General features: G+C 53.5%; 24 protein-coding genes. 11 read left to right on the top strand and 13 right to left on the bottom strand.

Annotated elements, in window-relative coordinates:
• Window positions 1–171: 171 nt before the first annotated feature.
• Together yejM and WCC56_RS13905 are read right to left on the bottom strand one after the other, a co-directional pair.
• The gene (yejM, locus tag WCC56_RS13900) at window positions 172–1,923 is read right to left on the bottom strand and encodes an LPS biosynthesis-modulating metalloenzyme YejM (protein ID WP_424692947.1); all 1,752 of its coding nucleotides are present in this window, start codon (window positions 1,921–1,923) and stop codon (window positions 172–174) included.
• 21 nt (window positions 1,924–1,944) lie between these two features.
• On the bottom strand, window positions 1,945–2,172 hold the full coding sequence (locus WCC56_RS13905; RefSeq protein ID WP_424692948.1) for a YejL family protein: 228 nt from the start codon (window positions 2,170–2,172) through the stop codon (window positions 1,945–1,947).
• A gap of 157 nt (window positions 2,173–2,329) precedes the next feature.
• Here WCC56_RS13905 and yejK point away from each other — a divergent pair, with 157 nt between their 5' ends.
• Complete coding sequence (yejK, locus tag WCC56_RS13910) at window positions 2,330–3,334, top strand: nucleoid-associated protein YejK (RefSeq protein ID WP_424692949.1); 1,005 nt, start codon at window positions 2,330–2,332, stop codon at window positions 3,332–3,334.
• 107 nt (window positions 3,335–3,441) lie between these two features.
• Here the strand turns inward: yejK and rplY are convergent, their stop codons facing one another.
• Entirely contained in the window at window positions 3,442–3,726 is a 285-nt protein-coding gene (gene rplY, locus WCC56_RS13915; protein WP_424692950.1) for a 50S ribosomal protein L25, read from the bottom strand.
• A 137-nt stretch (window positions 3,727–3,863) separates the two neighbouring features.
• Window positions 3,864–5,618, bottom strand: coding sequence for a DEAD/DEAH box helicase (locus tag WCC56_RS13920; RefSeq protein WP_424692951.1), 1,755 nt, complete (start codon window positions 5,616–5,618; stop codon window positions 3,864–3,866).
• A gap of 185 nt (window positions 5,619–5,803) precedes the next feature.
• Here WCC56_RS13920 and rsuA point away from each other — a divergent pair, with 185 nt between their 5' ends.
• The 3 genes from rsuA (at window position 5,804) to WCC56_RS13935 (ending at window position 8,366) form a co-directional block, all read left to right on the top strand.
• Window positions 5,804–6,508 (top strand): 16S rRNA pseudouridine(516) synthase RsuA, encoded by a 705-nt coding sequence (rsuA, locus tag WCC56_RS13925; RefSeq protein ID WP_424692952.1) that lies wholly within the window; start codon window positions 5,804–5,806, stop codon window positions 6,506–6,508.
• A gap of 40 nt (window positions 6,509–6,548) precedes the next feature.
• Entirely contained in the window at window positions 6,549–7,748 is a 1,200-nt protein-coding gene (locus tag WCC56_RS13930) for a Bcr/CflA family multidrug efflux MFS transporter (protein ID WP_424692953.1), read from the top strand.
• 276 nt (window positions 7,749–8,024) lie between these two features.
• Window positions 8,025–8,366: a YejG family protein gene (locus tag WCC56_RS13935; protein ID WP_424692954.1), complete on the top strand. Its 342-nt coding sequence runs from the start codon at window positions 8,025–8,027 to the stop codon at window positions 8,364–8,366.
• 5 nt (window positions 8,367–8,371) lie between these two features.
• On the opposite strand, the gene yejF is transcribed toward WCC56_RS13935, so the two are convergent.
• From yejF to WCC56_RS13955, 4 genes are read right to left on the bottom strand one after another with little or no spacing between them, the layout of a single operon-like run.
• Window positions 8,372–9,955 carry a microcin C ABC transporter ATP-binding protein YejF gene (gene yejF / locus WCC56_RS13940; RefSeq protein ID WP_424692955.1) on the bottom strand — a complete coding sequence of 528 codons (1,584 nt, stop codon included), beginning with the start codon at window positions 9,953–9,955 and terminating at the stop codon, window positions 8,372–8,374.
• A complete protein-coding gene (locus tag WCC56_RS13945; RefSeq protein ID WP_424692956.1) occupies window positions 9,955–10,980 on the bottom strand; it encodes a microcin C ABC transporter permease in 1,026 nt (341 codons plus the stop codon). Before WCC56_RS13945 ends, yejF begins: the two co-directional genes overlap by 1 nt.
• A complete protein-coding gene (locus tag WCC56_RS13950) occupies window positions 10,980–12,068 on the bottom strand; it encodes a microcin C ABC transporter permease YejB (RefSeq protein WP_424692957.1) in 1,089 nt (362 codons plus the stop codon). Before WCC56_RS13950 ends, WCC56_RS13945 begins: the two co-directional genes overlap by 1 nt.
• A 10-nt stretch (window positions 12,069–12,078) precedes the next feature.
• Window positions 12,079–13,884, bottom strand: a complete 1,806-nt coding sequence (locus WCC56_RS13955) for an extracellular solute-binding protein (protein ID WP_424692958.1) — start codon at window positions 13,882–13,884, stop codon at window positions 12,079–12,081.
• A gap of 67 nt (window positions 13,885–13,951) precedes the next feature.
• On the opposite strand from WCC56_RS13955, the gene WCC56_RS13960 reads away from it, so the two are divergent.
• The gene (locus WCC56_RS13960) at window positions 13,952–14,080 is read left to right on the top strand and encodes a hypothetical protein (RefSeq protein WP_424692959.1); all 129 of its coding nucleotides are present in this window, start codon (window positions 13,952–13,954) and stop codon (window positions 14,078–14,080) included.
• 229 nt (window positions 14,081–14,309) lie between these two features.
• Here the strand turns inward: WCC56_RS13960 and mepS are convergent, their stop codons facing one another.
• The 3 genes from mepS to WCC56_RS13975 form a co-directional block, all read right to left on the bottom strand.
• Complete coding sequence (gene mepS / locus WCC56_RS13965) at window positions 14,310–14,885, bottom strand: bifunctional murein DD-endopeptidase/murein LD-carboxypeptidase (RefSeq protein ID WP_424692960.1); 576 nt, start codon at window positions 14,883–14,885, stop codon at window positions 14,310–14,312.
• Between the two features lie 517 nt (window positions 14,886–15,402).
• A complete protein-coding gene (locus WCC56_RS13970) occupies window positions 15,403–16,110 on the bottom strand; it encodes a phosphatase PAP2 family protein (protein ID WP_424692961.1) in 708 nt (235 codons plus the stop codon).
• A gap of 40 nt (window positions 16,111–16,150) precedes the next feature.
• Entirely contained in the window at window positions 16,151–17,140 is a 990-nt protein-coding gene (locus tag WCC56_RS13975; RefSeq protein ID WP_424692962.1) for a CobW family GTP-binding protein, read from the bottom strand.
• Window positions 17,141–17,255: 115 nt separating this feature from the next.
• On the opposite strand from WCC56_RS13975, the gene WCC56_RS13980 reads away from it, so the two are divergent.
• The gene (locus WCC56_RS13980; protein ID WP_424692963.1) at window positions 17,256–17,567 is read left to right on the top strand and encodes a hypothetical protein; all 312 of its coding nucleotides are present in this window, start codon (window positions 17,256–17,258) and stop codon (window positions 17,565–17,567) included.
• A 55-nt stretch (window positions 17,568–17,622) separates the two neighbouring features.
• Here the strand turns inward: WCC56_RS13980 and yeiP are convergent, their stop codons facing one another.
• Complete coding sequence (yeiP, locus tag WCC56_RS13985) at window positions 17,623–18,195, bottom strand: elongation factor P-like protein YeiP (protein ID WP_424692964.1); 573 nt, start codon at window positions 18,193–18,195, stop codon at window positions 17,623–17,625.
• A gap of 195 nt (window positions 18,196–18,390) precedes the next feature.
• On the opposite strand from yeiP, the gene WCC56_RS13990 reads away from it, so the two are divergent.
• Genes WCC56_RS13990 through fruA form a run of 5 tightly spaced genes read left to right on the top strand, consistent with a single transcriptional unit; the run spans window position 18,391 to window position 22,867 of the window.
• Entirely contained in the window at window positions 18,391–18,645 is a 255-nt protein-coding gene (locus tag WCC56_RS13990) for a YkgJ family cysteine cluster protein (RefSeq protein WP_424692965.1), read from the top strand.
• A gap of 45 nt (window positions 18,646–18,690) precedes the next feature.
• Window positions 18,691–19,101: a hypothetical protein gene (locus WCC56_RS13995; RefSeq protein WP_424692966.1), complete on the top strand. Its 411-nt coding sequence runs from the start codon at window positions 18,691–18,693 to the stop codon at window positions 19,099–19,101.
• Window positions 19,089–20,222 carry a fused PTS fructose transporter subunit IIA/HPr protein gene (fruB, locus tag WCC56_RS14000; protein WP_424692967.1) on the top strand — a complete coding sequence of 378 codons (1,134 nt, stop codon included), beginning with the start codon at window positions 19,089–19,091 and terminating at the stop codon, window positions 20,220–20,222. The genes WCC56_RS13995 and fruB overlap by 13 nt, the downstream gene beginning before the upstream one ends.
• The gene (gene fruK / locus WCC56_RS14005) at window positions 20,219–21,157 is read left to right on the top strand and encodes a 1-phosphofructokinase (RefSeq protein ID WP_424692968.1); all 939 of its coding nucleotides are present in this window, start codon (window positions 20,219–20,221) and stop codon (window positions 21,155–21,157) included. Before fruB ends, fruK begins: the two co-directional genes overlap by 4 nt.
• Window positions 21,158–21,172: 15 nt before the next feature.
• A complete protein-coding gene (fruA, locus tag WCC56_RS14010; protein WP_424692969.1) occupies window positions 21,173–22,867 on the top strand; it encodes a PTS fructose transporter subunit IIBC in 1,695 nt (564 codons plus the stop codon).
• A gap of 90 nt (window positions 22,868–22,957) precedes the next feature.
• Here the strand turns inward: fruA and WCC56_RS14015 are convergent.
• Window positions 22,958–23,249 (bottom strand): hypothetical protein (locus WCC56_RS14015; RefSeq protein WP_424692970.1); only part of this gene is annotated, 292 nt, incomplete at its 5' end.

Genomic DNA, 23,249 nt, shown 5'->3' on the forward strand with positions numbered 1-23,249 from the left:
GGCTGAGTGCTATGAATTTGAACATCTTTGTCGTGAGGCAGAGCTGCTGAACAATGCTGAGTCACCCTATCACCATGTCACCAAGGTCACCAGAGGTCACCAGAGGTCATCAAGGTCACCTGAGGTCATCAAGTTACCAGGGTAGTGTGCAGCACGCATCCTGGAAGCCGGTCAATTGGCGATGAACCGCTTCTCTTCTGTCAGCACCTGCAGCAGCAGGGCCAACTGCGGTTTGTGATCTTTCAGGCGGTGACCATTCTTATCCCACGCGGTATAGCTGCCACTGTTATCCAGTACCAAAGTCACTTCTGGTGTGGTTATCACCAGCTGGCGCTCGTTGGTGCTGGCAACCCAGTTATGCCTGCGCTGTGCTGCAAACAGATCTTCACCCTGGGAATAGTCCGCTGCAGACGTGCTGACATGCAACAGGCGCTGCATCAGCGTGGTCATAATATCCTGATGATCCGTCAGCTTGTCGACCTGCTGAGCGGGGGTATTCGGCCAGTGAACAATCAGCGGAACCTGTAGCTTAGCCCGATTGCCCAGGCTGTTGTCGCCATCAAGCGCCACGCCATGTTCAGCGGTGATCACCACTACGGTTTTATCCAGCAGACCTTTCTGCTGCAGCGTGGTCAGCACGTCCTGAATCTGCTTATCCACATCGGCAGCGGTGCGGGTGTAGCGGCGGGCAATATTTTTCGACCCGTTGTCGGCGGTATCATTACCGTCCAGCGAGAGATAAGAGAACCACGGTGAACCTTGTGATTTCTGACCTTCAAGCCAGCGTTGCCATTGAGCAGTAGTCTGCGAATTAGACTGAGGCTGCGAAGGGGGCAACGAATAATCCGCTAACAGCGCCTGGCGATACAGCGGTGAAGCAAAGCCATCTGAAGCAAACAAGCCAAACTGATAACCCTGTTTACTCAGCGAATCTACCAGTGCTGAAGGCACGCGTGAGGAGAGTACGCCGTCCATATAACTGGCCGAAATACCGTAGAACAGGCCAAACAAGCCGTTATCAGCATTGTTGCCTGAGCTGAAATGCTGCGTAAAGCGGACGTTCTGCTCAGCAAATTTCGTCAGCTGCGGCAGCGATTTCGCCATCGTGGACTCATTCAATCCATCAACGGTGATCACCAGTAAATTACTGCGAGTCCCTTTATCACGGAAGGTGATGTCGTTCAGTGGATAAGCAACGGAAACCGCTTCAGGATTCCCTTGCTGCACCAGGCGGCGCTGATACTCTTGCGCATCAAGCAGGCCGTGCTTCTCAAGGAAGCGACGCGCTGTCATTGGATAGGACAACGGCAAATTAGAACGCTGCATAGTAATAGGGCGGTAGAAGTTCGCGTCCGCCCAGATATACAGCAGATGGCTGGTAAAAAACGCCACGATAAACAGCATTGCCAGTGGTTTACCAAAACTGCGTCGGTTAAGGCTGCGCAGCTTCTGCCAGCTCCAGGTGGCGAACAGCATCTCGACCAGGAAGATAGCGGGCACGCTGATAAACATCAGCTGCCAGTCTCGCGCCATCTCTGTCTGGTCGGGATTGACCACCAGCTCCCACACCACCGGATTCAGGTGCAGGTGGAAGCGGTTAAAGACGGCACTGTCTATCAGGATCAGCGTCAGGCCAGCCGTGGCTATTATCGCCGAGAGGAAGCGCAGCAACCTCTGGGACATCACCACAAAGGTTAGCGGGAAGATAATCAACAGATAGGCGGCAAAGACAATAAAGCTGAAATGACCCATCCAACTGGTGAACGCATAAATGCGCCCGGCCAGCGAAGCTGGCCAGTCGGAGACAAACAGGTAACGGCTGCCAAGAATAAAGGCAAAGATGATGTTAAAAAGGGCGAACCAGTGCCCCCAACTGATCATCTGGGAGACTTTCTCTCGGTAGCGCTGCCGATTTGTTACCATAACAGGGTCAGGATCATCACATTAATGGGCTTTATCATCGCGCACGGAAGCCTGTAAAGCCTCGGCGAACGAACGTGCCAGCGAATGGCGTTGAGCAGGAGCCACGCTGGTATTCAGCAAATTGGTCACCATATTTCCCAATACCATCAGGGAAAGGTCGGTCGGGGCCTTGTCTTTTTCAAGCACATTGGCCAGTTCAGCGAGGAGTTTCTCCACGCGGTCGTCACTGTAGCGGGATGATTGTGGCATAACGTCGAATTTAGTGAGTATTAAAGGGCGGCATCTTACCGTAAAACCGGGATTTTTTCTGCACTTTTATCGTCAGTATCAGGTTAATGTTGTTGCCTGTTGATCGCAGCGACACTCGGTGATTGAATACGCGCCTACGTTAAAAGGAGAGTCTACCATGAGTCTGGATATCGAGCAGATTGCCCTCCACCAGCTGATTAAGCGCGATGAACAAACGCTTGAGCTGGTGCTGCGCGAATCGCTGCTGCCCGCCAATGCACCCGTCACTGCGATGATGGAAGAGTTGCACCGCGTATACAGCGCCAAGAGCAAGGCTTATGGCCTGTTTAATGAAGACAGTGAGCTGGCTGATGCGTTGCGTAACTGCCGTAAAGGTCAGGACGATTTTCTGGCCTTCAGCCGTGCTGCCACCGGCCGCCTGCGCGATGAGCTGGCAAAATACCCGTTCGCTGAAGGCGGCATCGTGCTGTTCGGCCATTACCGCTATCTGGCGGTAGAGTATTTGCTGGTTGCCGTACTGAACAGCCAGAACAGCATGCGTGTTAATGAAGAGCTGGATATCAGCAGCACCCATTACCTTGATATCAATCATGCTGATATCGTCGCCCGCATCGACCTGACCGAATGGGAAACTAACCCAGAGTCCACTCGTTACCTGACCTTCCTGCGTGGCCGTGTGGGCCGTAAAGTCTCCGACTTCTTTATGGATTTCCTGGGGGCCAGCGTAGGTCTGGATGCCAAAGCGCAAAACCGCGGTCTGTTGCAGGCCGTTGACGATTACTGTTCTGATGCCAGTCTCGATAAAAACGAGCGGCAGAACTACCGTCAGCAGGTGCACAGCTATTGCAGCGAGCAGTTAAAGGCCGGTGAAGAGATTGAGCTGGAAGGCTTGTCCAATGAACTGGCGCCGCTGGGCGAAAAAACGTTCCAGGCTTTCACCCAGGAACAGGGTTACGAGCTGGAAGAGAGCTTCCCGGCCGATCGTGGCACGCTGCGTCAGTTGACCAAGTTTGCCGGAAGCGGAGGCGGAATGACGCTGAACTTTGATGCGTTGCTGCTGGGGGAGCGTATTTTTTGGGATCCGGCCACTGACACGTTGACCATTAAAGGCACGCCGCCAAACCTGCGCGACCAGTTACAGCGCCGTAGCAGCGGAAGTTGATTGCCGTTCCGTGGGGGAAACCTCACGGATCGATCGCCCTCGAAGCTAACGCAAAAAAAAACGCCGCAATAAGCGGCGTTTTTTTTCACTACGATTCAGTCAGGCTATTAAGCGCGAACGAAGTCGATGTGGTGCAGTTTTGGTTTGAACGGGTGACGCTGAACAGACTGCACTTTTACTTTTTCTTCTTTGCCGTTGACGACCAGAGTCAGAACGTCAGTGTAGAAACCAGGCTTAGCCTGAAGGTTCATTACTGAGTCATGGTCCAGTTCGATAGCGATAGGTGCAACTTCGCCGCCATAGATGATGGCCGGGAATTTGTTAGCTATACGCAGGCGGCGGCTCGCACCCTTGCCCTGCTCTTTACGTTCTTCAACATTGATAGTGAACATTGTTCAATCTCTTTATCTGATGATCCTGTTACAGGCGACCCAGCAACAGGTTGGAGTGTTCAACTTTTGCAGTAGCAAAAGCGGGGCGAAGTATAGCCCAACTTAGGCTTTGCGGGCAATGTATTAAAGCGCTGGGCTTAACGAAGCTCATTTGCGCGGCGATAGCGGCCCTGATAATCGAACATCTTTTCGCGGATCTGCCAGTAATGGCGCTGTTTGCGGGCCACCACAAAGTCAGGCTGGCGCAGCAGTGGCTGAAGGGCGACGATATCGGCAGCGGTTTTCCACCCCAGCGGTACGCCCGGCGCACGTTGATGTGGGCGCAGGAAAATCTGCTCAAAAGCGGTTCTTTGTGCTGGCGTGCTCAGTCTGAACCGTTCGCTCATTTCAGTGGCCTCTTCATCATAATAGCGCGCCTTAAGCCATTCTCCCTTTTCATCAGCACCGCTTTCCAGCACCATCGCAGCACAGCGCAGAACCAGCGCATCCTTCAGTTTCAGCGCGGCCTTTAGCATGTCGTCGGGATCGACCAGGATCGCGTCACACTGGTGACATCTTCGTGCGGCAATATCATTTTCCGCATTACAGTGCGGGCAGCTTTTAAAGCGGAAGCGAAAATCACACTGTTCACGTTCGCCGTCATCGTCCTCCATCACGCCCTGACAGCGGCGGCCAAAATGTTCAATGATCGTGCCATCGGCGGTGGTTTTTCCCCAGAAGGTATTGGCAAAGCCGCAGGCAGGGCAGAACACCTGTACCGGCTGATTATCGCTTTTGCCTTTTGGTGCGCCCACTTCCGGGGTGAAAATATCATGAGGATTGCCAGCATAGTCCAGGATCAGGCAATCTGTTTTGCCTGGCGACAGGCGCAATCCACGCCCGACGATTTGCTGATAAAGACTGACCGATTCCGTGGGCCGCAGGATAGCGATCAGATCGACATGCGGGGCATCAAAGCCGGTGGTCAGCACCGCAACGTTAACCATGTAACGCAGCTCGCGGGCTTTAAACGCGGTAATCAACGCATCGCGCTCCGGGCCTGGCGTACCGGCGCTGATCAGCGCTTTGCTGCCGGGAAGTAACCCCAGCACCTCTTTGGCATGCTCAACGGTAGAGGCAAAAATCATCACGCCCTGGCGATCCTGAGCAAACTCAACGATCTGCTGAATAATATGGGGGGTGATGCGCTGTTGTTGTTTCAGCTCCCGATTGAGGTCGGCCTCACTGAACAGGCCATTTTCGTTGGCGGTCAACCGGCTGAAATCATATTGCACTACCGGCATATCCAGCCGCTCTGGCGGCACCAGGAAGCCATGCTTGATCATATAGCGCAGCGGCAGTTCATAGATGCAGTCGCGGAACAGAGCGCGTTCATTGCCGCGTACCATGCCGTGATAGTGGAATTGATAAATCCAGCCTTTGCCCAGACGGTAAGGCGTGGCCGTCAAACCAAGCAGACGAAGCTGCGGATTGCGCTGGCGCAAATGCGCGAGGATTTGCTGATACTGGCTGTCGTCGGCATCGCTGATGCGGTGGCATTCATCGACGATCAGCAGGGTAAATTCCGCATCGAACTGCGGCAAATTGCGCGCGACAGACTGCACGCTGCCAAACACGACCTTGCTGCGGCTCTCTTTCCGCTGCAGTCCTGCGGCAAAGATATCGGCTTCAAGACCGTAAGCCTGATATTTGCTGTGGTTCTGAGCAACCAGCTCTTTGACATGCGCCAGCACCAACACCCGGCCTTTTGCCAGACGGGCAAGTTCAGCAATCACCAGGCTTTTGCCCGCGCCGGTAGGCAGCACGATTACGGCGGGCTGATGGGAGCGACGGAAGTAGCTGAGCGTGGCATCAACCGCTTCCTGTTGATAAGGGCGTAGGGTAAACGACATGAATTTTCAGGCAATCTGGGAGCAAAACCGCATTATGCCACGAAAGCCGCATTGATGCCTGCCAGCCTCTGTGCCTGAGGCCTAACTCCCGATATACTGTCAGTTCATTTCGAGATTCACTCTTCAAACGTACCGGTTAGCGGTGCGTCGGTTTCATTCTCATTTAAACAGGCAGTGCAGATTTAATGCGACTTGATAAATTTTTGTCTCAGCAACTGGAAATAAGCCGGGCGATTGCCCTTCGTGAGCTACGGGCTCGTAAAGTCACCGTAGACGGGGAAGTGGTCAGGGAAGGGGCTTTCAAGCTCAAACCGGAAAACCAGGTCGAGTATGACGGTAATCCGCTGCACCTGCAGTTTGGCCCGCGTTACTTTATGCTGAACAAGCCACAAGGCTACGTCTGCTCTACTGAAGACCCGGATCACCCAACCGTGCTTTATTTCCTGCAAGAGCCAACCGCCTATAAACTGCATGCGGCAGGGCGCCTGGATATCGACACCACCGGCTTAGTGCTGATGACCGATGACGGTCAGTGGTCGCACCGTATTACTTCTCCTCGCCATCATTGTGAAAAAACCTATCTGGTGACGCTGGAAAATCCGTTAGCTGATGACACGGCCGCGCAGTTTACGGCTGGCGTGCAGCTGCATAACGAGAAAGACCTGACCAAACCTGCCACGCTGGAAGTGGTGAGTGAGAATCAGGTGCGTCTGACCATCAGTGAAGGGCGCTATCACCAGGTCAAGCGGATGTTTGCTGCGGTGGGTAACCACGTGGTGGCGTTACACCGTGAACGCATTGGTGACATCGTAATGGATGAAGACCTTGAAGAAGGGGAATACCGCCCGCTGACCGCAGAAGAAATTGCCAGCGTGGTTGTTCCCCGTTAATAGCAGCAGCAAATAAAACCGGAAGTGAGGAGCAATGAGGGTGCGTAAGGACAAGAACTCATCAGTGGGACTGGTGGTGATCCTCGGCCTGTTGGCCATGTTAATGCCGTTGTCGATTGATATGTATCTTCCTGCGCTACCGCAAATTGCTCGTGAATTCGGCGTGTCGGCAGGCAGCGTACAGATGACGCTGAATATCTACATTCTTGGATTTGCGCTGGGCCAGTTGATTTATGGCCCGCTGGCTGACAGCTTTGGCCGCAAACCGGTGATTGCCGCAGGCACGCTGATTTTCGCCGTAGCGGCGGCGGCCTGTGCGATGTCACAAACCATCGATCAGCTGATCTTCATGCGTCTGTTGCATGGCCTTTCGGCCGCGGCAGGCAGCGTAGTCATCAGTGCCTTAATGCGTGATACCTACTCGAAAGAGGAGTTTTCACGGATGATGTCCTTTGTGATGCTGGTCACCACTATCGCGCCACTGATGGCACCCATTGTTGGGGGCTGGCTGCTGTTGATCTGGAGCTGGCACGCCATTTTCTGGACCATCTCAGGGGCGGCGGTGGTCACAACGGTGCTGGTGGTTACGCAGATCAAAGAGACGCTCCCCAGGGATAAGCGGCAGAAATTTCACCTGCGCACCACGATGGGTAACTTCCTCTCATTGTTCCGTCATAAGCGGGTCTTCAGCTACATGCTGGCCAGCGGCTTCTCGTTCGCCGGGCTGTTCTCCTTCCTGAATGCCGGGCCGTTTGTCTACATTGAACTGAACCACATCACGCCGCAGGATTTTGGCTATTACTTTGCGCTTAACGTGGTGTTCCTGTTCCTGATGACCCTGCTTAACAGCCGCTCGGTGCGCCGTTTTGGTCCACTGGCGATGTTCCGTTTCGGGCTTTTGGTTCAGTTCACCATGGCGGTTTGGATGGTGATCGTCAGCGCCCTGAATCTGGGCTTCCTGCCGTTGGTGTTTGGCGTAGCGATGTTTATCGGCTGCGTGGCGATGGTGTCATCGAATGCGATGGCGGTGATCCTGGAAGAGTTCCCGCATATGGCGGGTACCGCTTCTTCACTTGCCGGTACATTACGCTTCGGCGTGGGCGCGTTGGTGGGGGCGTTGCTCTCCACGCTATCATTCCAGAGCGCCTGGCCGATGGTTGGCTCTATTTTTGTCTGCGCAACCCTGTCCATTCTGCTGTTTATTTACGCCACTCGCCCGCGTAAAACGGCAACTGCCTGATCCTGACTGTGCGTCGCAAGGCGCACAGCTTTTCCTCTGTCAGATCCCGACTCAACACACCTTGCCTGAAGGCTTTTCCCGCACTAATGTTATAGGTATGTGAAAATAACCTAACGTAAAGTTACCTTTATGCAACAAAAGGGGTTGTTATCACGCCGTTAACGCGGTAAATATAACGTTAAAATGAGAGGTACTTCTCAAAAATAAGCCATTGTCATGGCAATGTTTGAGGCTTTTAGCCGTTTAAAGACTGCAATACCGGTCTGGGGAGTTGGGGTGAATACGTTACAGCATTCGGTGGTACACCGTTTACCACAAAGTTATCGTTGGGGAGTCGGGCCGGCTGGAACTTGTGTCGAGCCGCTGATCCTCAACAGCATCACCACGGATGACGATTTAGTCGGCCTTACCTTGCTCAGCCATCAGGGCGCGCAGGCGTGGGACATTATGCAGATGATTAAAGATGCGCTGGCCGAAATCCAGCTGGACTGTGCCGTGCTGGAGTGGGCGGGGGAACCTTGCCTGTTTGTCTCACGCCAGGATGAGTGCACGACCACCTGTCGCCTGAAAAATTTTGGCGTGGGCATTGCTGAAACACTCAAAGACTCTTCTGCCTGAGAGACTCAGGCCAGTGAGAGCAGCTGGCGGGTATACTCCGCTTTTGGTGAGGCGAACAGCAGTTCGCACTCTCCCTGTTCCACTACTTCTCCTTCCCGCAACACCACAACCTGATGGCAAAGCGATCGTACAACCTGCAAATCATGGCTGATAAAGATATAGGCCAGGCGGTGCGTTTGTTGCAGCTTTTTCAGCAAGGCCAGAATTTGCTTCTGTACCGAGCGATCGAGGGAAGAGGTAGGTTCATCCAGAATGATCAGCTGCGGTTCGAGGATTAAGGCGCGGGCGATGGCTATGCGCTGGCGCTGCCCGCCGGAGAACTCGGCCGGATAACGATGACGGGTCTCAGGATCAAGCCCCACTTCCTGCATCGCCTCAATAACCCGGGCTTCTCGCTGGGCAGCATTCAGGTCGGGATGATGAACCTGCAGGCCTTCGGCAATAATCTGCAGCACATCAAGACGCGGATTAAGCGAGGAGTTGGGGTCCTGAAAAACCACCTGAACCTGACGGCGAACCGGCAGCATTTTACGCCGGTCCCACTGATGAAGGGGCTGATCGTTAAACCAGATCTCCCCTTCGGACTGGATCAACCTTAATAGCGCCAGGCCGGTGGTACTTTTACCGGAGCCAGATTCGCCAACCAGACCCAGACTCTCGCCAGGCCGCAGGGTGAAACTTAACGATTTCACCGCATGGTGGTAGCCGATAATCCGACGTAAAAAGCCTTGTTTAATCGGAAAAGCGACCTGCAAATTTTCAACCCGGAGCAGAGGGTTGGCGTCATTATCTGCCGGATCGGGACGGCCTTCAGGTTCAGCGTTTAGCAGGGCCTGAGTATAAGGATGCTGAGGGGCGCTGAACAATTGCTTGGTGGTATTGGTTTCCACTGCCTGGCCCTGACTCATGACCACCACATTGTCCGCCAGTTGCCGGACAATCCGCAGATTGTGGGTAATAAACAGCAACCCCATATTCATCTCCTGCTTTAACTCCCTCAGCAAAGTCAGGATCTGCGCCTGCACGGTCACGTCCAGTGCGGTGGTAGGTTCATCGGCAATCAACAGCTGTGGCTGCGTCAGCAGCGCCATGGCAATCATCACTCGCTGACGCTCGCCTCCGGAAAGCTGGTGGGGGAAATCGTTGAGGCGTTTTGCGGCCTGGCGGATCCCCACGCGATCCAGGCAGCTCAGCATCTCCGCTCTGGCCGCTTCTTTGCGCATCCCACGATGCAATGACAGTACCTCGTACAGCTGTTTCTCAATGCTGTGCAGCGGGTTCAGCGAGACCATCGGTTCCTGAAAAATCATCGCCATGCGGTTGCCGCGCAGCCCGCGTAAGGTGCGTTCATCCGCCTTCAGCACGTCCTGGCCGTTAAACAAGATTTCACCCTGCGGATAAATCACCGGTGGACCAGGCAACAGACGCATCATCGATAAAGCGGTGACACTCTTGCCAGAACCGGACTCGCCGACCAGTGCCAGCGTTTCGCCAGCGTCCACCGACAGCGACAAATTGCTGACTACCTGACGGTCAACGCCAGCCTGACGGAAGGCAATACTCAGATTTTTAACGCTCAGCAATGTCATCAGTACACCTTACTGGGATCAAAGGCGTCGCGAACCGCTTCGCCGATAAAAATGAGCAGCGACAGCAGGATCGCCAGTGAGAAGAAGGCAGTGATGCCCAGCCAGGGCGCCTGCAGATTGTTTTTGCCCTGAAGTAACAGTTCACCCAGCGAAGGTGAGCCCATCGGCAGGCCGAAGCCTAGAAAGTCCAGCGAGGTCAGCGTGGTGATCGAGCCACACAAAATAAACGGCAGATAGGTCAGAGTGGCGACCATCGCATTCGGCAACATATGGCGCGACATGATCTTACGGTCGCTTACCCCAAGTGCCTGTGCCGCGCGGATGTAGTCGAAGTTACGGGTTCGCAGGAATTCAGCCCTGACCACACCCACCAGCTGCATCCAGCCAAACACCACCGTAATCCCTAACAGCCACCAGAATCCCGGCTGGATAACGCTCGACAGCAGAATGATCAGAAACAGCGTTGGCATTCCGGACCAGACTTCAATAAAGCGCTGCCCCCATAAATCCACCTTACCGCCGTAATAGCCTTGGGAAGCGCCAACCACGATACCGATCACGCTGGAGATTAGCGTCAGCATCAGACCAAACAGCAAAGAGATGCGCATCCCATAGAGAATGCGCGCCAGCACATCACCGCCGTTAGCGTCGGTACCCAGCCAGTTCTGCGCTGAAGGAGGAGAAGGGAAGGGAACCGTGGTGGCAAAGTTAATGGTGCCGTCGCCGAAGCGGATGGGTGCCCAGATCGCCCAGCCCTCGTGATCAATTCGCGACTTCAGCCAGGGATCCTGATAATCCGCCGCGGTAGCCAGAGGCCCGCCAAAATCGGTCTCTTCATACTGCACCAGCAGCGGGAAATAGGTCCGGTCGTGATAATGCACCAGCAGCGGCTTGTCGTTAGCCAGCAGTTCGGCGCACAAACAGAGCACCAACAGCACGGCAAAAATCCACAGCGACCAGTAACCCCGCCGGTTATGGCGGAATCGCGCCCAGCGCGCCTGGTTAACGGGGCTTAAGCGGCTCATTATCGTCCCTCAAAATCAATGCGCGGATCGACCAACGTATAGGTGATATCACTGAGGATATTCAGCAGCAGGCCAATCAGGGTGAAAATATACAGCGTGCCAAACATCACCGGATAATCGCGCTGGATAGTGGCGTCATAACCCAACAGGCCAAGGCCATTCAGCGAAAACATCACTTCAATTAACAGCGAGCCGGTGAAAAACATGCTGATGAAGGTGGCCGGGAAGCCGGCAATCACCAGCAGCATGGCGTTACGAAAGACGTGGCGGTAGAGGATTTTCTTCTCATCAAGGCCTTTGGCGCGGGCGGTGACCACGTACTGCTTACGGATTTCATCCATAAACGAGTTTTTGGTCAGCATGGTCAGGGTAGCAAACCCGCCAATGACCGTGGCAATCACCGGCAGCGTAATGTGCCAGAGATAGTCGCCAATCTTGCCGTACCAGGGCAACGAATCAAATTGCGCGGAAACCAGTCCCCGTAGCGGGAACCAGTCCAGATAGCTGCCGCCAGCAAACAGGACGATCAATAAAATACCGAACAGGAAGGAGGGAATGGCGTAGCCGATAATGATCAGCGTGCTGCTCCAGATGTCGAAAGCGCTGCCGTTTCGCACCGCTTTTTTAATCCCCAAAGGAATGGAGACCAGATAAATGATCAGCGTGCTCCACAACCCGAGCGTGATGGAGACCGGCAGGCTGTCTTTAACCAGCTGCAGTACTGAACTGCTGCGGAACAGGCTGTCGCCGAAATCAAACCGGGCATAGTTCCACAGCATGGTGAAGTAGCGTTCATACAGCGGTTTATCAAAGCCGTAGCGTTTGGTGATCTCTGCGATCACTTCCGGGTCCAGCCCTCGTGAACCACGATACTGGCTGTCTGCGGGATTGGCGCTGAGATTGGCCCGTCCATGACTTTCACCCGACTCGCCGGCAGGCATACCCGTAGTCTGACCAAACTCAATATTGGCCAGCGCCTGATCGACCGGGCCACCCGGTGCAATCTGCACAATAAAAAAGTTGATGGTGATGATCGCCCACAGCGTGGGGATCACCAGCAGCAGCCTGCGGAGTAAATAAGCGCCCAATCCTGACTCCTTAACGACGTTGGGCCGGCAACTGCGCGGCTTTGTTCACATCATACCACCAGTTGTCGAAGCCCAGAGCATAGGTCGGACGGGTGGATGGCATTGAAAATTTGTTCCAGTACGCGTACCGATTAGTGGCGTTATACCACATCGGGATCATGTAATAACTCCAGGTCAACACGCGATCCAACGCCCGGCCCAGCGGCAGTAGCGCAGCCTGATCGCCCTGATGCTGGTTGATCTGGGCGATTAAGCCATCCAGCACTGGGTTGGTCACATGCGGGCGGTTATAGCTGGAGTCAATAAAGGAAGAAGCCCAGTAGATTTGCAGATTGCTGTCCGGGAAAGCCATCGCCGGATAAGGCGATGGCAGCATATCAAAATCACTTTTGCGCAAGCGCGCAAGATACTGGGAACTGTCCACCTGGCGGATCGTCAGGGTAATGCCCAAACGACTGAGAGTATGCTGGAAAGGCAGTACCCACTGATCGTTCCCGCCACTGCGCAGCAACAGCTCAAAGGTGAAGGGCTTGCCTGTTTTTAGATTGGTGAGCTTTTGATTTTTCAGCTCCCAGCCCGCTTGTTTCAGCAGATCCAGCGCCTTCAGCAGATTAGCCCGGTCGTAGCCGCTGCCATCGGTTTTCGGTGGCTGGTAGATTTGCGAAAACACCTCATCCGGGATTTTGCCTTTCAGTGGCCCCAGCAGCTCCAGCTCTTTCGCATCAGGATAGGTGCGCGCGGCATACTCGGTATTCTGGAAATAGCTGTTGGTCCGTTTATAGGCGTGATAGAACAGCGCCTTGTTCATCCATTCAAAATCGAAAGCGAGTGAGATAGCTTCGCGCACCCGACGATCGCTGAACTGCGGCTTTTGCACATTAAACGCCAGCCAGGTGCTGGGGGTTGCCACATTATTCGGCTGCTCATCTTTGGTAATAAAGTGATTCTCAAAGTTCTTGCCGCGATATTGCGTCGCCCATTTCTTAGCCGACCCTTCGGTCCGGAAATCAAACGCACCCGCTTTAAAAGCCTCAAACGCCACGTTGTCATCAAGGTAATAGTCGTAGCGGATCGTGTCGAAATTAAACCGCCCTTTATTCACTGGCAGAGTAGCGGCCCAGTAATCCTTCACTCTGGAATAGGTGATCGACTGACCGACTTTATAAGAGGTAATGCGATAAGGGCCGCTGGATAACGGCGGGGTAGAGAGCGGTTCGCCCAGATTATGATCCTTCCAGAACTTCTCAGGAAATACCGGGGTAGAGAGCAGGGAAAGCATTTTATCGCGATCGCTGTCCGGCAATTCAAATCTGACGGTAAGACGGGAAATGGCTTTCGCCGTCACGCCTTTATAAAATACGCGATACTGCGGCACGCCTTCTGTCATAAATTTATGAAAGGTGAAAGCGACATCTTCTGCGGTAATGGGGGAACCATCCTGAAAGCGCGCCTGAGGGTTCAGCGTAATCTCAACCCAGCGGCTGTCGTCCGGGTAACGGGCAAATTCAGCAATCAGCGGATAATAGCTGCCGGTTTCATCATCTGACGTGGTGAACAGCGAGTCATATAACGTATCCGTCCCGGCACCGGGATTTCCGCGCATAGCAAAGCGGTTGAAGTTGTCATAGGTGCCAATTGCCGACATCGTCACGTTGCCGCCTTTTGGCGCAGCGGGGTTGGCATAATCATAATGGGTGAAGTTGGTGGCGTATTTGGGTTCACCGAGCTGCGCGAAGGCATAACTCTCATTGATATTTTCAGCCTGGGCGACCGCAGTCACGCTGAAAAGTAAAAAAGTAAACCAGCGCAATATCATGGTGTTATTCGGCTCCGGGAGAAAAAACGCACCCTGCAAGCGTAGCAGCAGGGCGACAGGCGGTGCAATGCGTAAATCCCGCTCTTTACGCTTCCAGACACTCGGCAGCAGCCAGCAGCGAGTCTGGCAAAAGCAGCCTTCTGCGTCAGAGTTCTGTTTACTGAAGGGCAGGAAAAAAGAGGTAACAGAAAACTAAGGCGCTAAAATCTGCCGCGACTCTTTAAGTAAAAAATAAAACACTGCCAACGGCGGCACTAAAGCGGGCAATTTTGCGCGGGTCGGTAACATGCCGGGTTATCGTTTTCATGAGTGGCATTGGGGGGATCTCCCGAGAGCGCCGTTTTTCTTTTCCTGTGAATAAAAAAAAACGCTGCCTAAGCAGCGTTCTATTATCTCGTTTTTCCGCGGACTTCAAGGGATTGAAATCAGCCAGGCATACGACTAAGGACCCGGCGAGCTTCGCGATAACGCGTCTTCCAGTAGCTGTCGTTAAGATTCGAAATCATCACACCGCTGCTGGTAGAAGCGTGAACAAAGTTATCGTTGCCAAGATAGATACCGACATGACGACCGGTAGATCCGGCGCGGAACAGGACTAAATCTCCTGGGCGTAACTTGCCACGATTAATGCTCTTTCCGGTATCTTCCTGCTCGTACGTCGAGCGGGGCAGATCAAGTCCAAACTGCTCACGGAAGGTGGTCTGTACAAATGCCGAACAATCAATGCCGCGCTTGCTGGTACCGCCAAGGCGATAGCGAACGCCTTTCCAGTCTGCATACTGATCCATCAGGCGGGATTTGATATCCACGTTCTGGACCATCTGTTCGAATTCATCCTGAGACGCTTGAAGTAAAAAACCGTTCTGGCTCTTAACTGCATGAGTATCAGTTTGTGCATTATTGCTGGTATTCGTCGAGCTACATGCTGATAACACTGTCGCCAAAGCGACCGCGGGTAACACCCGCCAGATATATCTCAGTATTGGTTGAGACTTGACCATTATGTTTGTGATCCCTTGAGGTCCTTAACGACTAAGTCGCTAGATAAGTGATGAAACGGAACGAGATTAATTAGCGAGACAGTGTAAGACAATTCCTGAAACGCTAAACTGTGCAAAAGAGCACATTTTTTAGCTTAAATCCTGGAATTAGTCTACGAATGCAGCCTAATAGAAAATGAGGTTACCCGATAACAAGCCCCATGGCGAGGGGTTTTAGCGACTTTCTTATAGGATTTTATGATGTGAAACAGGAATGTGACATTGCGGCTACTATATCGACAATCGTGAAGAAAACTTGAGGAAAAAAGCCGAAAAATAACCCAAAAAAAAGGTCGGGCCAAAAATGTGAGATTAATCACACTGGACAATGGCGTTAAGTCACCATTTCTACGGGCTTGTAACCATAATGAAATCTTTTGATTGCGACTTAATTAGGATGCTAAGCATTCGTTAAGCCGCTATTGGCAGGGGATGTTCCCTGAAACTCCGTTAGCGGCCAACTGACGTTGGGGGCGAGTTACTTAACTGGCTTATATTTACCCGGTAAATAGCGATTTAACGCATTCACCAAAGCGTCACTAAGCGGTGTCATCAGGCACCAGCTCATGCCAACCAGCACAATAGAGAGCGAACCGACCACGACATCAGTAAACCAGTGCGCGCCAATCATGATCCGTGGAGAGGCAAAAATCAGCACAATCGCCAGCGCAATCAGAAAAGCTTTACGGCCGAAATAACGCAGCATAAAGCAGGCGAATATCATCAGCATCATGCCATGGTCGCCAGGGAAGCTATCTGCCGAAGCATCTTTCGCCGGAATGCCGGTTAATGCCGAAACATGATTCACATTCGGGAAGAATTTCGTCGGGCTGGGATGGGAAACCGGAATTAAATGACCCAGCTGATTCAGCACTACGGCACAAATTAGCATCGCAATACCCATGGCCAACAGGCGGCGACGGCCCGCTGGCGCTTCACGACGCCAGTAATAAAGGTAAAGAGCACCCATTGCTAACAACGACACGCCGTCAAACGCGCGGAAGTTGGTGATAGCCAACAACCAGAGCAGCGGCTTGCTGGTCAGCAGATGGGTATTGAACCAATAGAACAGGTCTTTATCTACAGGGAACCAAAAGCCATGATTTACAGGGAGATACCATGAGAAAAATAGCGCGAATCCCAGTGCATTCAGCACCAGGATCATCAATAAACGTTTAAGGGTCATTTTGCGTTGAGGATTTATTAAGAAATAATATCGGGGCAGACTATACCTCAGAACTTAAACGAAGTTTCAACAAGGCGGTTTGCAATGCGTTCCAGTCGGCCTCCGCATCGTGAATCATTTCAATACGGCTATCCGGTGGGGCGGACTGTCGGGTCTCAATATGGAAGTCTTCGCCTTGCCTGTTAACACTGACTAAGCCCTCGGCAATTCGCATCACACCTTTTACGCGTGAAACCGGCGACAGCCGAACCCATTCAAGCAGCCCGACGGTATCGAACACCGTTTCAGCATCGAATATCCAGCCGCAGCTATGATAACCCTGGCCTGCACTTAATGAACGCCGCCAGCGGGCACCAGAAGTCAGTGCCAGCGCTGCCAGCCCTGACTGCGGTTGAGAGGGGGAGTGAGCGTGATGCTGACCCTGGGGAAGCTGACGCAGATTGAGGCGGGGCTCAGCCAGCAGAGCGGCATCAATTTTGCCAAAGCGGGTGGTGACTATCGGACGCTGATGTTTATCGGCAGCCTGCCATTGAGCCAGCGCTGCTTTATCGGCTTCCTGCCAGCGATCTTCTTTGTTAGCCACGATAATGTCAGCGGCGGCCAGCTGATCACGGAAGTTTTCGTTTTCTACCACGCGTGTGTCGGCAAGCTGGCGGGGATCCAGCACACATAAAGAAGCGTCCAGCGTCAGCCAGGGACGGTAAACGTCGGCTGAAAGCATATCGAGGATCTGTTTTGGATGCCCTAAACCGGTGGGCTCAATCAGCAGGCGGTCAGGTTTGGCCTGCTTTAGCAGCATATTCAGCCCTACCTGCATCGGTAAGCCATTCACGCAGCACATGCAGCCGCCGGGGATCTCTTTCAGGATCGCACCGCTTTCCGCCAGCAGGGCACCATCGATACCGACTTCGCCGAACTCATTTACCAGTACGGCCCACTGTTCATGTTCTGGTTTATTGGCCAGCAGGTGCAGCAGGGTAGTGGTTTTGCCACTGCCTAAAAAGCCGGTGATCAGGTTTACGCGGGTCATCTCTCTCTCCAGGCATTCAACACAAAAAAATTTAAGATTTCGCCAACATTGCCGATGTAGTGATCTTAACGCTCAGCTACGCTCAAAAGGTGTAGACCAACAGTATGAGGTTTCAATGAACGGCATCAGATCGGTATTCGTGATAGTGCTTTTAACCTCATGGACGAGTCATGTTCAGGCGCAGGAGACTTCTAACCGAATCGGCTCAGGAGTGATCTCATTCCGGGGCGCAATAGTGGAGTCTGGCTGCGATATGGCTGTCCGACAGAGTCAGGTGCAAAGCGTCTGCTTCCGGCAGGGCAAAAACCAACTGACGACATCTTCTTTGACGGCAAATCAGGCGTTGCCGAAAGCGGTGGGGCAATCAGATTTTCGCTGGATAGATCCGGCACACAAGTTAGGTGTACTCACCGTCAGCTACAATTGATTTTGTTATAACATAACAATTCCGGCGATGCACGGGGCATCGCCGGTGCAAACTGTTAGTCAGCGCGGCTCATGTAGCGACGCTCAGGGATATGAATGCGAATTTTGTCGCCATTGCTCAGGTACTCTGGAACCTGAACCACCAGCCCGGTACTCATGGTAGCTGGCTTGGTACGCGCACTGGCAGAAGCCCCTTTGATACCTGGGGTAGTCTCTACAATCTCCATATCAACCGTCTGCGGCAGTTCCAGCGCCAGGATCTGGCCATCCATCGTTAATACCTGAATTCCCGGAATGCCACCTTCAGGCAGGAACAGCAGCTCATCTTCGATCTGCTCTGACTTAAACAGGTACGGGGTATAGTCTTCGTCGTCCATAAAGACGTACTCGTCACCGTCTATATAAGAGAAGGTGACCTGGCGGCGGCTTAAAGAGATGGTATCGATGATCTCATCACCTTTGAAACGCTCTTCCACCTTCAGCCCGGTACGGATATCGGTAAACCGCATCTTATACAGGGTAGAGGCACCACGGGCGCTGGGGCTTTGCACATCAATATCTTTAACTAACAGCAGCTTGCCGTTGTGGCTGACCGCCATCCCTTTTTTAATTTCGTTTGCTCTTGGCATGGGTTTTATCTCGATAACAGGGCCGTGAAAAATTCTCGCGTCAAATTACTCCGGCTTGAGAATTCAGGCAAGTGCTGACCTGATTTAGGCGACAGAAAAAGGGCATGGCGTTGCGCTATCACAAGGTTTCAGTAAAGAATAGCCTTCCTTGCTGGCGCCTGCTATTGTCGCGCTTTATAGCTGAGGGGAACTGAAATGGAGTGCCGTGCTGCCTGTGGGGCATGTTGTACCGCGCCCTCAATTTCGACACCTTTACCGGGCATGCCGAACGGTAAACCAGCCAATACTCGCTGTGTTCAGCTTGATGAACAGTCCCGCTGTAAGATTTTTAACTCACCGTTACGACCAGCCGTCTGTGCCGGGTTAAAGCCTTCGCTGGAGATGTGCAAAACCAGCCATCAGGAAGCGATGATTTACCTGCTGGATCTGGAGCGACAGACCGCGCCCTGAAAGCCAGGATATTCAGGCCGTTCCGGCATCCTGTTTCTCCACAGGTTGAACTTCCTTCAGCCGCCAGCCAATAGCCAGCACCATCATCTAAAAAGGCGTTTCATTTCCTCTGCTAAAGCTGATGTAAAAATCGCCTTTTCTGCACCACAACAGGGCGTGGCGAATAACGGCGATTTCCTTCACCACATCTTCACACCAGCGCTGGCTTCAGCAGCCGTCAGCTACCGCAGCGGCAAATACCTGGATTTTCCGAAAAACTTCAGCAAAGTGTGCGTAGCATCAAAAATCTGCTACCTCGTCATCGGTAAAACTTGCAACACATTGAGGTTCGGGACCAAACTCATTGAAACGTTTCAGCGTTGTCTGTTCAGCTTGTTACCTACAGCCAGCGCTTTTTTTCTCAAATTAGCTGAAACGATTCAAATTCAGCAGAGAGGAGAACTATGTTCCAGCTAGCATTGAACGCCATTCATCCCGGTGCCACCGCCGGGAATAAAGAAGAGGCTATCCGCCAGGTTGCCGCTGCACTGACTTCAGCCGGTAATGTGGCGGAAGGCTACATAAACGGGATGCTTGCTCGCGAGCAGCAGACCTCCACCTACCTTGGCAACGGCATCGCTATCCCGCACGGCACTACGGACACTCGTGACCTGGTGCTGCAAACGGGTGTGCAGGTTTTCCAGTTCCCACAGGGAATTGCCTGGGGTGACGATCAGACCGCTTATGTGGTGATTGGTATTGCCGCCAAGTCTGATGAGCATCTGGCGCTGCTTCGCCAGTTGACGCACGTCCTGAGTGACGACAGCGTGGCTGAAGAGCTGAAAACCACCGACTCTGCTGAAACTCTGCGCGCCCTGTTAATGGGTGAAAAGCAGGGCACTGAATTCAAATTCGACACTTCGCTGATTGCTACCGACGTGGCCGCCAGCGATTTGATGACCTTACAGGCACTGAACGCCGGTCGTCTGCAGCAGGCTGGTGCGGTTGATGCCAGCTTTGTCAGCAGCGTGATTTCCGCTAAGCCACTGAATCTGGGGCAGGGAATCTGGCTCAGCGACAGCACCGAAGGCAACCTGGCTAGCGCTGTAGCCGTTAGCCGCGTAGCCAATGCTTTTGATGTTGACGGTGAGAAAGCCGCACTGCTGCTGACCGTTGCGGTGGCTGATGACCAGCCAATGAGCGTGCTGAACTACCTGAGCGACCTGCTGATCCAGCAAAAAGCTGACCGCCTGCTGAGCGCAGATGCCGCTGGCATTCTGGCACTGCTGACCAGCGAAGTTTCCGAACAGGCTGATGTGCTGACGGAAGAGTTCATCATCCGCAACGAGCATGGTCTGCATGCCCGTCCTGGTACGGCACTGGTTACCGTCATCAAACAGTTCAACTGTGATGTTACCGTCACTAACCTTGATGGCAGCGGGAAACCGGCGAACGGCCGCAGCCTGATGAAAGTGGTCGCGCTGGGCGTGAAGAAAGGCCATCGCCTGCGCTTCACCGCCAGCGGAGAAGACGCGCAAGCCTGCCTGACTGCGGTGGGTGAGGCGATTGCAGCCGGCCTTGGCGAGGGCGCATCATGAGCAGACGCGTCGCAACCATTACCCTGAACCCGGCTTATGATCTGGTGGGTTACACCCCAGAAGTTGAGCGCGGTGAAGTGAACCTGGTGAAAACCACCGGACTTCACGCCGCAGGGAAAGGCATCAACGTGGCCAAGGTTCTGAAGGATCTGGGCATTGATGTCACCGTTGGCGGTTTCCTGGGCAAAGAGAACCAGGATGGCTTCCAGCACCTGTTCAGCGAGCTGGGTATCGCTAACCGTTTCCAGGTAGTGGAAGGTCGCACGCGCATTAACGTCAAGCTGACGGAAAAAGATGGCGATGTGACTGACCTGAACTTCTCTGGTTTTGAAGTGACGCCGCAGGACTGGGAGCGTTTTACGACTGACTCTCTGACCTGGCTGGGCCAGTTCGATATGGTTTGCGTCAGCGGCAGTCTGCCAGCGGGCGTGGATCCGGATGCGTTTACCGAGTGGATGACTGCGCTGCGCACTCACTGCCCGTGCATCATCTTTGACAGCAGCCGTGAAGCGCTGGTAGCCGGACTGAAGGCTGCTCCATGGTTGGTGAAACCGAATCGCCGTGAACTGGAAATCTGGGCTGGACGCAAACTCCCTGATTTGCAGGACGTGATTGAAGCGGCTCATGCTTTGCGTGAGCAGGGTATTGCCCATGTGGTGATCTCGCTGGGCGCTGAAGGCGCACTGTGGGTCAATGCTTCAGGCGAATGGATCGCCAAACCACCAGCTTGTGAAGTGGTCAGCACAGTAGGTGCCGGAGACTCAATGGTTGGCGGGCTGATTTATGGCCTGTTAATGCGTGAGTCCAGCGAGCACACGCTGCGTCTGGCTACTGCTGTGGCGGCTTTGGCCGTCAGTCAGAGCAACGTGGGCGTTAAAGACCGTACCCAGTTGGCCGCGATGATGGCGCGTGTCGACCTACAACCCTTCAACTGACAGCAGGAGAGCATAATGAAAACGCTGCTGATAATAGATTCTTCGCTGGGACTGGCAACGGGCTATCTGGCAAAAAATATCGCTAAGGCTGCGGCGGCTAGTAAGGGCCTGACGCTGACCGACAATCTGGCCGAAGCTGACCAGGTGATTGTGGCAGGGAAAAATATCCCTGCGGACGCCTCGCTGGATGGCAAAGCCATTTACCTGGCGGACATCGAACAGCTACTGCGTCAACCTGATGCGGTACTGGCGAAAGCGCAGACCGACGCTAAACCCTGGCATGCGCCAGCGGTAGCGGCAACCCCGGCTGCAGCTGTAGCAACCAAAGGACCAAAACGTATTGTCGCGGTGACCGCCTGCCCAACCGGCGTGGCGCACACCTTTATGGCGGCAGAAGCCATCGATACCGAAGCGAAAAAACGCGGCTGGTGGGTGAAGGTAGAAACGCGGGGTTCCGTGGGCGCAGGCAATGCTATTACGCCTGAAGAAGTGGCAGAAGCCGACCTGGTCATTGTGGCAGCGGATATCGAAGTGGATCTGGCGAAGTTTGCCGGTAAGCCAATGTACCGTACCTCAACCGGCCTGGCGCTGAAGAAAACCGCTCAGGAACTGGATAAAGCCGTAGCGGAAGCGAAACCGTATCAGCCTGCAGGTGGCGCGCAGTCTTCCTCATCTGAAGAGAAGAAACAGGGCGCAGGCGCTTACCGTCACCTGTTGACCGGCGTGTCTTACATGCTGCCAATGGTCGTTGCGGGGGGGCTGAGTATCGCACTGTCCTTCGCCTTTGGTATCACCGCGTTTAAAGAGCAGGGTACGCTGGCAGCCGCACTGATGCAGATCGGCGGCGGTAGCGCCTTTGCCCTGATGGTGCCGGTACTGGCAGGCTTTATTGCCTTCTCGATTGCTGACCGTCCGGGCCTGACGCCTGGTCTGATCGGCGGGATGTTGGCGACCAGCATCAACGCTGGTTTTCTTGGCGGGATCATCGCCGGTTTCATTGCCGGTTACGCTGCGAAATTTATCAGCAGTAAACTCAAACTTCCGCAGAGTATGGAAGCGTTGAAACCGATCCTGATTATTCCGCTGGTTGCCAGCCTGATCACCGGTTTACTGATGATCTACGTGGTGGGTACGCCGGTAGCGAAAATCATGGAAGGCCTGACTCACTGGCTGGCGAACATGGGAACGGCGAACGCCATCCTGCTGGGCGCAATCCTTGGCGGCATGATGTGTACCGACATGGGCGGTCCGGTGAACAAAGTGGCTTATGCCTTCGGTGTTGGTTTACTGAGTTCGCAGACTTACGCGCCAATGGCAGCGATTATGGCCGCCGGTATGGTGCCACCGCTGGCGATGGGTCTGGCTACGCTGGTTGCCCGTCGTAAGTTCAACAAAGGACAGCAGGAAGGTGGTAAAGCAGCGCTGGTTCTGGGTCTGTGCTTTATCTCTGAAGGGGCTATCCCGTTCGCGGCCCGTGACCCGATGCGCGTACTGCCTTGCTGTATCATCGGTGGCGCACTGACGGGCGCTATTTCGATGGCGGTGGGTGCCAAACTGATGGCTCCGCACGGTGGTTTGTTCGTGCTGTTGATCCCTGGCGCGATTACCCCGGTCATCGGTTATCTGATGGCGATCATCATCGGGACTGCCGTTGCGGGTCTGTCTTACGCGGTGTTGAAACGTCCAGAGGCAGAATTAGCCAAAGCCTGATTGCATTGCAGGTGATAAAAAAGCGCGGGCGACCGCGCTTTTTTTATGTCAAGGGATCATGACTCAGTCAGGTGGGTAGGAGAGCACGTCTTAAATAAATTCACTCAAGTCATATTTTTTATCAGTGACAAATTTCGGCTCTTTCCAGTTTGGACCTTTCGCTACTTTACCTTTTTCATCGATAAATACCTCGCTCTTAAATAATTTTGTAAATATATTTAATAGTCCACTGTTTTCTATCACTTCGAACCGGTTATAGGTATACAGTCTATCTATCCTGGGATAATCCATGAATAGGCCAAAAAATGTGACAAAATCTTCAACACTTTCATTTTTAATGATCTCTTGTAATGACATTGATTTTACCTTGGCTGAGGAGAGT

The sequence above is a fragment of the Erwinia sp. genome, from assembly GCF_049696395.1.
Taxonomy (GTDB): Bacteria; Pseudomonadota; Gammaproteobacteria; order Enterobacterales; family Enterobacteriaceae; genus Erwinia.

Excerpts from the sequence above, each read along its gene's own strand:
- yejM (WP_424692947.1), bottom strand. The coding sequence starts at position 1,923 with ATGGTAACAAATCGGCAGCGCTACCGAGAGAAAGTCTCCCAGATGATC.
- WCC56_RS13905 (WP_424692948.1), bottom strand. The coding sequence starts at position 2,172 with ATGCCACAATCATCCCGCTACAGTGACGACCGCGTGGAGAAACTCCTC.
- yejK (WP_424692949.1), top strand. The coding sequence starts at position 2,330 with ATGAGTCTGGATATCGAGCAGATTGCCCTCCACCAGCTGATTAAGCGC.
- rplY (WP_424692950.1), bottom strand. The coding sequence starts at position 3,726 with ATGTTCACTATCAATGTTGAAGAACGTAAAGAGCAGGGCAAGGGTGCG.
- WCC56_RS13920 (WP_424692951.1), bottom strand. The coding sequence starts at position 5,618 with ATGTCGTTTACCCTACGCCCTTATCAACAGGAAGCGGTTGATGCCACG.
- rsuA (WP_424692952.1), top strand. The coding sequence starts at position 5,804 with ATGCGACTTGATAAATTTTTGTCTCAGCAACTGGAAATAAGCCGGGCG.
- yejF (WP_424692955.1), bottom strand. The coding sequence starts at position 9,955 with ATGACATTGCTGAGCGTTAAAAATCTGAGTATTGCCTTCCGTCAGGCT.
- WCC56_RS13945 (WP_424692956.1), bottom strand. The coding sequence starts at position 10,980 with ATGAGCCGCTTAAGCCCCGTTAACCAGGCGCGCTGGGCGCGATTCCGC.
- WCC56_RS13955 (WP_424692958.1), bottom strand. The coding sequence starts at position 13,884 with ATGATATTGCGCTGGTTTACTTTTTTACTTTTCAGCGTGACTGCGGTC.
- WCC56_RS13960 (WP_424692959.1), top strand. The coding sequence starts at position 13,952 with ATGCGTAAATCCCGCTCTTTACGCTTCCAGACACTCGGCAGCAGCCAG.
- mepS (WP_424692960.1), bottom strand. The coding sequence starts at position 14,885 with ATGGTCAAGTCTCAACCAATACTGAGATATATCTGGCGGGTGTTACCC.
- WCC56_RS13970 (WP_424692961.1), bottom strand. The coding sequence starts at position 16,110 with ATGACCCTTAAACGTTTATTGATGATCCTGGTGCTGAATGCACTGGGA.
- WCC56_RS13975 (WP_424692962.1), bottom strand. The coding sequence starts at position 17,140 with ATGACCCGCGTAAACCTGATCACCGGCTTTTTAGGCAGTGGCAAAACC.
- WCC56_RS13980 (WP_424692963.1), top strand. The coding sequence starts at position 17,256 with ATGAACGGCATCAGATCGGTATTCGTGATAGTGCTTTTAACCTCATGG.
- yeiP (WP_424692964.1), bottom strand. The coding sequence starts at position 18,195 with ATGCCAAGAGCAAACGAAATTAAAAAAGGGATGGCGGTCAGCCACAAC.
- WCC56_RS13990 (WP_424692965.1), top strand. The coding sequence starts at position 18,391 with ATGGAGTGCCGTGCTGCCTGTGGGGCATGTTGTACCGCGCCCTCAATT.
- fruB (WP_424692967.1), top strand. The coding sequence starts at position 19,089 with ATGTTCCAGCTAGCATTGAACGCCATTCATCCCGGTGCCACCGCCGGG.
- fruK (WP_424692968.1), top strand. The coding sequence starts at position 20,219 with ATGAGCAGACGCGTCGCAACCATTACCCTGAACCCGGCTTATGATCTG.
- fruA (WP_424692969.1), top strand. The coding sequence starts at position 21,173 with ATGAAAACGCTGCTGATAATAGATTCTTCGCTGGGACTGGCAACGGGC.